Raw genomic sequence first — 10000 nt, 5'->3', positions numbered from 1 at the left:
TTTCCAGAAGAACGTACGTTTGTTAATTTTTTAGTTTTAGTTACATTCACCACCATATCATCACCACGTGAATTTTCACCAATTACCTGACCTTCGTAGATATCTTCATTCGGGTCAACGAAGAATTTACCTCTATCTTGTAATTTATCAATAGAATAAGGAATTGCTTTTCCGTTTTCCATAGAAATTAATGAACCTCCTAAACGTCCTGGAATTTCCCCTTTGAATGGTTGGTATTCAATAAAACGGTGCGACATAATAGCTTCACCAGCTGTAGCCGTTAACAATTGATTTCTCAATCCGATAATTCCACGAGATGGAATATTGAATTTGATAATCATACGTTCTCCTTTAGGCTCCATAGATAACATTTCACCTTTACGGATAGTTACGAATTCTACGGCTCTACCTGAAAGATTTTCTGGTAAATCAACTGTTAATTCTTCGATTGGCTCACATTTAACACCATCAATTTCTTTAATGATTACTTGTGGCTGTCCAATTTGTAATTCATATCCTTCTCTTCTCATGGTTTCAATTAAAACTGATAAGTGAAGTACACCACGACCGAAAACTAAGAATTTATCAGCAGAATCAGTTTCATTAACTCTTAATGCTAAGTTTTTCTCTAATTCTTTAGATAAACGATCTTTAATGTGACGAGAAGTTACAAATTTTCCTTCTTTACCAAAGAAAGGAGAATCGTTAATTGTAAACAACATACTCATTGTTGGTTCGTCAATTGCAATAGAAGTTAACGCTTCTGGATTTTCAAAATCAGCAACGGTATCACCAATTTCAAAACCTTCTAAACCTACAATCGCACAGATATCACCTGCAACAACTTCTTCTACTTTTTTACGACCTAAACCTTCAAAAGTATGTAATTCTTTAATTTTTGATTTGCTTATTTTTCCATCTCTTTTTACTAAAGAAACGTTCATTCCTTCACGTAAAACACCTCTTTGTAAACGACCAATCGCGATACGACCTGTAAACGAAGAGAAATCTAAAGATGTAATTAACATTTGAGGCGTTCCTTCAGAAACTTTAGGAGCTGGAACATGTTCCAAAACCATATCTAATAAAGGCTCAATATTTTCAGTTTGATTTCTAAAGTCATCAGACATCCAGTTGTTTTTAGCAGAACCATAAACGGTTGGGAAATCTAACTGCTCTTCTGTAGCACCTAATTCAAACATTAAGTCGAAAACTTTTTCATGTACTTCTTCTGGAGTACAGTTTTCTTTATCTACTTTATTAATAACCACACAAGGTTTTAAACCTAAGTCAATCGCTTTTTGTAATACGAAACGTGTTTGTGGCATTGGTCCTTCAAAAGCATCTACTAAAAGACAAACACCATCTGCCATATTAAGTACACGCTCTACTTCACCACCAAAATCGGCGTGACCTGGAGTATCGATAATGTTGATTTTTGTTCCTTTGTAAGTTACAGAAACGTTTTTAGAAGTAATAGTAATACCTCTTTCACGCTCTAAGTCATTATTATCTAAGATTAAATCTCCTGTATTTTCGTTTTCACGAAACAACTGACAGTGGTACATGATTTTATCAACCAAAGTAGTTTTACCGTGGTCAACGTGGGCAATAATTGCGATGTTTCTAATAGAAGTCATTTATAAAATTTTTGAAGGTGCAAAGGTAATGTTTATTTTGATAAAAACACTATAGTAATCAATACTTTAGTAGAAATAACATAATAATAACGTATAAAAAAAGCCCTCAAAATGAGAGCTTTAGTATATTTCACTAACGGTAGACTATAAAGAAGCTACGTGTTTAGTTAATTTAGATTTTAAGTTAGAAGCTTTATTATCATGGATAATATTTTTCTTAGCTAATTTATCAATCATAGAAATTACAGTTGATAATTTTGCAGAAGCTTCAGCTTTGTCAGTAGCTAAACGAATAGCTTTGATAGCGTTACGAGTAGTTTTGTGTTGGTATCTGTTTAATACTCTTCTTTTCTCGTTACTTCTAATTCTTTTTAAAGCAGATTTATGATTTGCCATTTTGTTCTTTTTTTAATTGTAATAATTGTTATAAACTACTAGTTAAAAAAGAAAAACCTCCCACATTCGCCTAGGCGAACACTTTGGTTTTAACTAATAAAATAATAACCGAGACACCAATTATTATTTTATAAAACTTATTTACAACTAATTTTGTAGCCCGTAGGGGAATCGAACCCCTCTTACCAGGATGAAAACCTGGCGTCCTAACCGATAGACGAACGGGCCATTAACCAATTCTTTAATTCAATAAGTAGCCCGTAGGGGAATCGAACCCCTCTTACCAGGATGAAAACCTGGCGTCCTAACCGATAGACGAACGGGCCATCTCGTACTCTGAACTCTAAAAGACCTCATTTCCGTAATGCGAGTGCAAAGATAAACACATTTTTTATTCCTGCAATAGCATCAATATTTTTTTTTCGCTTTTTTTACTATTTTTTTAGTAAGCCTTTGCAAATAAGACTCTTCCAGTAGAGGGCTTTCCTGTTAAAACACAAGTTCCTGCCTCTTCTACTCTGTCTAAAGCAATACAACGGATGGTTGCTTTTGTTAATTCTTTGATTTTTTCTTCAGTTTCTGCCGTTCCATCCCAATGCGCTGCTAAGAAACCACCTTTTGTTTCTAAAACTTCTTTAAACTCTTCAAAAGAATTTACTTCCGTAATATGTGTATCTCTGTAATCCAACGCTTTAGCAAACAAATCATTTTGAATAGTTGCTAATAAATTTTGAATATAAGCTACTACTCCATCTTTAGCAACTACTTCTTTTGATAAATTATCTCTACGAGCAATTTCGTAAGTTCCGTTTTCCAAATCGTTTGGTCCAACTGCAATACGAACCGGAACCCCTTTTAATTCCCATTCCGCAAATTTGAACCCTGGTTTTTGAGTATCTCTATTGTCGTATTTAACAGAAATACCTAATTTTCTCAATTCGGCTACCAAACCATTTACTTGGTCTGAAATTGCATCAAATTGCTCATCAGTTTTATAAATTGGAACAATCACAACTTGAATTGGTGCTAAGTTTGGAGGTAACACCAGACCTTTATCATCTGAATGCGTCATTACTAAAGCCCCCATTAAACGCGTAGAAACCCCCCAAGAAGTTCCCCAAACGTGTTCTTGCTTCCCTTCTTTGTTAGCAAATTTTACATCAAAAGCTTTCGCAAAATTTTGACCTAAGAAATGTGAAGTTCCCGCCTGCAATGCTTTTCCGTCTTGCATTAACGCTTCAATACAATAGGTTTCATCTGCACCTGCAAAACGTTCTGTTTCTGTTTTTAAACCTTTAATCACTGGAATTGCCATGAAGTTTTGAACAAAATCCGCATACACATTCATCATTCTTTCTGATTCTTCAATCGCTTCTTGACGTGTTTCATGAGCTGTATGTCCTTCTTGCCATAAAAATTCAGCTGTTCTTAAAAACAAACGCGTTCTCATTTCCCAACGCACCACATTTGCCCATTGATTGATTAGTAAAGGTAAATCTCTATATGATTGCACCCAACCTTTGTAAGTTGACCAAATAATAGCTTCAGAAGTAGGACGAACGATTAGTTCTTCTTCTAATTTCGCGTTTGGATCAACCATTAATTTCCCTGGTCTTTCTTCATCCGTTTTTAATCGGTAATGCGTTACAATAGCACACTCTTTAGCAAAACCTTCAGCATTTTTCTCTTCTGCCTCAAACATACTTTTTGGAACAAACAAGGGGAAATAAGCATTACTATGTCCAGTTTCTTTAAACATCCTATCTAATTCAGCTTGCATTTTTTCCCAAATTGCATAGCCATATGGTTTAATCACCATACACCCTCTAACCCCTGAATTTTCTGCTAAATCAGCCTTTACGACTAGTTCGTTATACCATTTGGAATAATCTTCCGCTCTTGTTGTTAAGTTCTTGCTCATTATGAATATTTTGGCACAAAAATTGTTTGTATAAATTTTAACTAATTTGTTTGGCAAAAATAGTTAAATTTGAAGTGTCCAACAATAAAAAAATAAGAGTTATGAAAACTTATTACTTGTTTACCAAAAAAAATACCATATTTTCTTTGTTTGGGTTAATGGTAATAATCACAACATCATGTGGTTCTTATCAAAATGCATCCTATTATGACGATGGTATTTACACAACTTCTGAAAAACAAAAAGTAGTCGTTGTTGAAGATAATACTCAAAATAATAATCCCTATTCCCAAAAATTTAAGGAAATGCAGGATGACTTTGTTTACTATTCTGAAGATGGTACCGAAAAAAAGGATAGCGTAGTAACTGTTTACAACAACCAATACAACAACAATAACAATGCCGACTGGGGTAATAACGCAAGTGAAGTAACCATCAATTATTACAACAATGGTTATGGTTGGAACAATTGGTACTCTCCATATTGGGGAATGGGTTGGAACTGGGGTTGGAACTCTTGGTATGGACCTAATTGGGGTTGGGGATGGAATTCTTGGTATGGCGCAGGCTGGGGATGGAATTCTTGGTACGGTCCTGGATGGGGATGGAATGGATATTACGGCCCAGGCTGGGGAGGTTATTATGGATCAGGTTGGGGCTATTATGGTCACTACGGAAATAATGTTTCCTATAATCATGGTCGCAGAGGTGGAAATGGATATTATAATAATGGAGGAAGCAGAACTTCAAACCGTTTAAATACACCACGCCCAAATTTTAATACCAGAAATACTACTCCAAGATCACAAAACGCAACACCTAGATCAAACACAACAACACCTAGATCTCAAAACGCAACACCAAGAGAAGGCACTTATACACCTAGAACAAACTCTCAATCACCAAGAACATCAACTCCAAGAAACAATAATTCTTCTCCAAGAAGCAACAACTACTCTTCACCAAGAAGTTCATCAGGAGGAAGTTTTGGCGGAGGAAGTTTCGGAGGCGGAGGCGGAGGTCGTTCTGGCGGCGGAGGCGGAAGAGGCGGAAGAGGTTAATTAATAATACACTAAAGATTAAAAAAAATTGAAATGAAAAAATTATTATTATCCATAATTTTTGGTAGTTCTCTGTTGGCTACGGCACAAGAAACTACTACTAATGATGCTCTACGATATGCGGTAAATAATTTAACTGGAACCGCTAGATTCAGAGCTATGAGTGGTGCTTTTGGTGCTGTTGGTGGTGATTTATCATCTATTAATATAAATCCTGCTGGGTCATTATTTTTCAATAATAACTTTGCAAGTGTTACCTTAAGTAATTATAATGCACACAATCGCTCTGATTATTTCGGAACCAGAACAAAGGAAAACCTTAGTACTTTAGATTTAAATCAATTAGGAGCTGTTTTAATTTTTAATGATGCCTCCGGGAATTCCGATTGGTCAAAAATTGCTGTTGCACTTAACTATGATAGTACCAACAATTTTGACAACAATATCTTTTCTGCAGGTACGAACCCTTACAATTCTATTGGAAGTTATTTTATTGACAAAGCACAAGGATTACCATTAGAATATATGCAATTACAACCTGGGGAAACTGTATCTCAACTATACTCTTATTTAGGAGAAACAAGCGGATTAGGATTTCCAGCACAACAAGCAATGTTAGGATACCAAGCTTTCTTATTTGAAGCATTTGACGACTCTGACCTAAACAATGTTGATTATTATACCAATATACCAACAGGAGGGAATTATTATCACGAAAATTATGTATCCACCTCTGGATTTAATGGTAAACTTTCGGCCAACTTTGCTACAGCATACAAAAACAAATTGTTTTTGGGATTCAATTTAAATGCTCATTTTACAGATTATACAAAATCAACTTCAGTATACGAAGGAAATAACAATCCACTATATTCTTCTGGATTGACCGTTACTGATATTCAATTTGATAATGAATTATACACTTACGGAACAGGATTTTCTATGAATGTAGGAGCAATCTATAAATTCACTGATAATTTCAGAGCTGGTGTTGCTTATGAATCGCCAACATGGTACAATCTAAATGACGAATTATCACAGCGTTTAATTGTGAGAACTACTGACGGAACGACAAATTATCAAGATGTTGTAGACCCGAATGTTGTTAATATTTATGAAACATACAAAATTCAAACACCAAGCAAATGGACTTTTAGCGGTGCTTATATTTTTGGAAAAAAAGGATTAATAAGCGTTGATTATGCAACAAAAGATTATAGCAACATTAAATTTAAACCAACCAACGATGGTTTCTTTAGCGATTTAAACTCTCAAATGAGTAGTCAATTTAAAAACGCATACGAATTAAGAATTGGTGGTGAATACAAAATCAAACAATGGAGTCTTCGCGGAGGATATCGATTTGAAGAAAGTCCATACAAAGTAGATTTTGCAATGGGAGATTTAACTGGTTATTCTACTGGAATTGGCTACAACTTTGGTGAAAGCAGATTAGATGTAGCTTATGCTAACGACCACAGAAATTACAACCAATCTTTAATATCTTCAGGAATGAATGATACTGCAAGAATAAGAACAACAAATAATAATATTACCGTTACTTATTCTATCAATTTCTAAAAAAATTAAAACAAGATATCAAACCACTTCTTCAACCGAAGTGGTTTTTTTATACCCAAGCCACAACCGCTAGCCCCGATGGGAGCGACATCCCGCCTTAGCGGATATAGCGGACAGCGGGACCAAACTATTAAAAAATTGCCAATCGCTGGTGCTTCTACTAATTATTTTATGTAATTTTGCACCTCAAATTTAAAAGCATGAGAACCAAATCGTTAAAGAAAAATAAAATCAATGTAATTACTCTTGGATGTTCCAAAAACACTTACGACAGTGAGGTTTTAATGGGACAACTAAAAGCTAACGGAAAAGATGTAGCACACGAAGAAGAAGGCAATATCGTGGTAATTAACACTTGTGGTTTTATTGATAATGCAAAAGAAGAATCGGTAAATACGATTTTGGAATATGTAGACAAAAAAGATCAAGGCTTAGTAGATAAAGTATTCGTTACCGGATGTTTATCTGAAAGATACCGTCCTGATTTAGAGAAGGAAATTCCTGATGTTGACCAATATTTTGGAACTACAGAATTACCTCTTTTATTAAAAGCTTTAGGAGCTGATTACAAACACGAATTATTAGGAGAACGTTTAACTACAACTCCAAAAAACTACGCTTATTTAAAAATTGCTGAAGGTTGCGACAGACCTTGTAGTTTTTGTGCGATACCGTTAATGCGTGGAAAACACGTTTCGCAACCTATTGAAAAATTGGTTAAAGAAGCAGAGGGTTTGGCTAAAAAAGGAGTAAAAGAATTAATCTTAATTGCTCAAGATTTAACTTATTACGGATTAGATTTATACAAAAAACGTAATCTTGCCGAATTATTAGAAAACTTAGTTAAAGTAGAAGGAATTGAATGGATTCGTTTGCATTATGCTTTCCCTAGTGGTTTTCCAATGGACGTTTTAGACGTAATGAAACGCGAACCAAAAATTTGTAACTATATTGATATTCCATTACAACACATTTCAGACGAAATTTTAAAATCGATGAAACGCGGAACAACAAAAGAAAAAACGACTAAATTATTACAAGAATTTAGAGAGCGTGTTCCAGGAATGGCAATTAGAACGACTTTAATTGTAGGTTATCCAGGTGAAACACAAGAAGATTTCGAAATTCTGCGTAATTGGATTCAGGAAATGAAATTTGAGCGTTTAGGATGTTTTACCTATTCGCATGAAGAAAATACAGGTGCTTTTGTATTAGAAGATGATGTTCCTCAAGAAGTAAAACAAGCGCGTGCTGCTGAAATTATGGACTTACAATCGCAAATTTCTTGGGATTTGAATCAAGAAAAAATTGGACAAACTTTCAAATGTGTAATTGACAGAAAAGAAGGTCAATATTTCATTGGAAGAACAGAATTTGATAGCCCAGATGTAGATAATGAAGTATTAGTTGACGCTTCTAAATACTATTTAAAAACGGGAGATTTTGTAAACTTAAAAGTAACAGATGCTACAGAATTTGACTTGTATGCCGAACCCGTTTAACCTCTAATTAGTGTTCAAAATTATATCTAAATCCTTACATTTTTTTGTAAGGATTTTTTATTTGAAATGACAATTGTCATATCTGCTTTCATTTTTTATTGGTAAATTTGGATATAGTAATTTAAAAACCAACATTATGATAACTAAACATCCTATTTACCTAGATTTCCCTGAATACGCAGACAAGATTAAAGATCTGTATCATAACAATGATGAATTTCAGGTTTTATTACATTCGTATACAGATTTAGATGAAAAAATATACAAAATAGAAACAGACGAAGAGTTAGCTATGGATGATGAATTGTCACAACTTAGAAAAAATCGTGTATTTCTAAAAGATGAAATTGTTAACTTTTTAAAAGATAGCTAAACCTTTTTTAAATCAACACCAACAAAAAACCGCTTAAAAGCGGTTTTTTGTTATAACAATGTTGAAGGACAAACATAAGTAGTTTTGGGCAATTGAGTGGTCTTGGCAATTTCATTAAAACCACCTGAAACATCTATAAAATTATCAAAGCCACGTTGTTTTAAAATGGAAGCTGCTATCATACTGCGATAACCTCCAGCACAGTAAATCACGAAGGATTTATCTTTAGGAAAACTATCTAATTTAGCATTCAATTGATTCAATGGAATATTTACTGAATTTAAAAGATGCTCAGAATCAAATTCACTTTTTTTACGAACATCAAATAATGGTAAATGGGCTGTTTGAAGCATTTCTTCTAATTGTTCGCCTGTAATTCTTTTTAGAGAATCCGTTTCTTTTCCTGCCTGTTCCCAAGATGCGAATCCACCTTCTAAATAACCGATAGTATTATCATATCCTACTCTAGATAATCGAATCATACATTCTTCTTCCCTACCGGGTTCAGTGACTAAAAGAATAGCTTGATTGATATCGGAAATCATTTCACCAACCCACATAGCAAAACTTCCATCGATTCCAATATTAATGCTATTTGGAATAAAGCCTTTTGCAAAATCATTTGCATTTCTCGTATCTAAAATTAAAGCACCGGAAACATTTGCTAAAGTTTCAAAGTCATTTGTATTCAATGGCTTTTTACCTTTCTCAATCACTTTATCTAAGGATTCATATCCTTTTAAATTTAATAATACATTTTTTGGGAAATAACCTGGCGGCGTTGTTAATCCTGTAAGTAATTCATTTACAAATTCGTCTTCTGTCATATCTGGTCGAAGCGCATAATTGGTTCTTTTTTGATTTCCTAATGTATCGGTAGTTTCTTTACTCATGTTTTTTCCACAAGCACTTCCAGCTCCATGATTTGGATATACAATTAAATCATCGGATAGTGGCATGATTTTCTCACGAAGCGAATGATATAATAAGCGAGCTAATTTATCTTGCGTTAAATCAGCAATCACGTGTTGGGCCAAATCAGGACGACCAACATCACCAATAAACAAAGTATCGCCTGAGATAATACCATGTTCCTTATCGTTCTCGTCAATTAAAAGATAAGTCGTACTTTCCATGGTATGACCTGGCGTATGAATGGCTTTTATTTTATAATTTCCAATGGTGAAAATTTGTCCATCAGAGGCAATTAAAGCTTCGTAATTTGGTTTTGCGGTTAGACCGAAAACAATTTGAGCTCCTGTTTTTGCTTTTAAATCCAAATGACCGCTCACAAAATCGGCATGAAAATGTGTTTCAAAAACATATTTGATTTTGGCATTATCTTTTTTGGCACGATCAATATAAGGTTGGACTTCTCTTAGTGGATCAAAAATGGCTGCTTCCCCATTATTTTCAATATAATAAGCGGCATGTGCCATACAACCGGTATAAATCTGTTCTACTTTCATGACATAACTTTTAGAAGTTACGAATTTACATGCTAGTAGTTAGAAGTAAAATGATAA

The 10000-nt window shown here is 34.2% G+C and carries 8 protein-coding genes and 2 tRNA genes; 4 read left to right on the top strand and 6 right to left on the bottom strand.

Annotation, left to right across the window (positions count from 1 at the left end):
• From typA to proS, 5 genes are all read right to left on the bottom strand, one after another.
• The coding region (gene typA, locus LDL23_RS06205) for a translational GTPase TypA (protein WP_291264932.1) at window positions 1-1640 on the bottom strand (1640 nt) is incomplete at its 3' end.
• A 144-nt stretch (window positions 1641-1784) separates the two neighbouring features.
• Window positions 1785-2036 (bottom strand): 30S ribosomal protein S20, encoded by a 252-nt coding sequence (rpsT, locus tag LDL23_RS06200; RefSeq protein WP_026724626.1) that lies wholly within the window; start codon window positions 2034-2036, stop codon window positions 1785-1787.
• 156 nt (window positions 2037-2192) lie between these two features.
• Window positions 2193-2264, bottom strand: a tRNA-Glu gene (locus LDL23_RS06195).
• A gap of 26 nt (window positions 2265-2290) precedes the next feature.
• A tRNA-Glu gene (locus tag LDL23_RS06190) sits at window positions 2291-2362 on the bottom strand.
• Window positions 2363-2478: 116 nt separating this feature from the next.
• On the bottom strand, window positions 2479-3957 hold the full coding sequence (proS, locus tag LDL23_RS06185; RefSeq protein ID WP_291264931.1) for a proline--tRNA ligase: 1479 nt from the start codon (window positions 3955-3957) through the stop codon (window positions 2479-2481).
• Window positions 3958-4058: 101 nt separating this feature from the next.
• On the opposite strand from proS, the gene LDL23_RS06180 reads away from it, so the two are divergent.
• The 4 genes from LDL23_RS06180 (at window position 4059) to LDL23_RS06165 (ending at window position 8474) form a co-directional block, all read left to right on the top strand.
• Complete coding sequence (locus LDL23_RS06180) at window positions 4059-5018, top strand: hypothetical protein (protein ID WP_291264930.1); 960 nt, start codon at window positions 4059-4061, stop codon at window positions 5016-5018.
• A gap of 33 nt (window positions 5019-5051) precedes the next feature.
• On the top strand, window positions 5052-6599 hold the full coding sequence (locus LDL23_RS06175) for an outer membrane protein transport protein (RefSeq protein ID WP_291264929.1): 1548 nt from the start codon (window positions 5052-5054) through the stop codon (window positions 6597-6599).
• 200 nt (window positions 6600-6799) lie between these two features.
• Complete coding sequence (gene rimO, locus LDL23_RS06170) at window positions 6800-8101, top strand: 30S ribosomal protein S12 methylthiotransferase RimO (protein ID WP_291264928.1); 1302 nt, start codon at window positions 6800-6802, stop codon at window positions 8099-8101.
• A gap of 136 nt (window positions 8102-8237) precedes the next feature.
• Window positions 8238-8474: a DUF465 domain-containing protein gene (locus LDL23_RS06165; protein ID WP_150111852.1), complete on the top strand. Its 237-nt coding sequence runs from the start codon at window positions 8238-8240 to the stop codon at window positions 8472-8474.
• Window positions 8475-8524: 50 nt separating this feature from the next.
• Here LDL23_RS06165 and LDL23_RS06160 read toward each other — a convergent pair whose 3' ends face one another.
• Entirely contained in the window at window positions 8525-9943 is a 1419-nt protein-coding gene (locus LDL23_RS06160; RefSeq protein ID WP_291264927.1) for an MBL fold metallo-hydrolase, read from the bottom strand.
• Window positions 9944-10000 lie beyond the last annotated feature (57 nt).

The organism is Flavobacterium sp. (assembly GCF_020217025.1).
In the GTDB taxonomy this organism is placed as follows: domain Bacteria; phylum Bacteroidota; class Bacteroidia; order Flavobacteriales; family Flavobacteriaceae; genus Flavobacterium.
The sequence above is the reverse complement of the archived record's forward strand: the minus strand, read 5'-3'. Positions and strand labels throughout refer to the sequence as shown.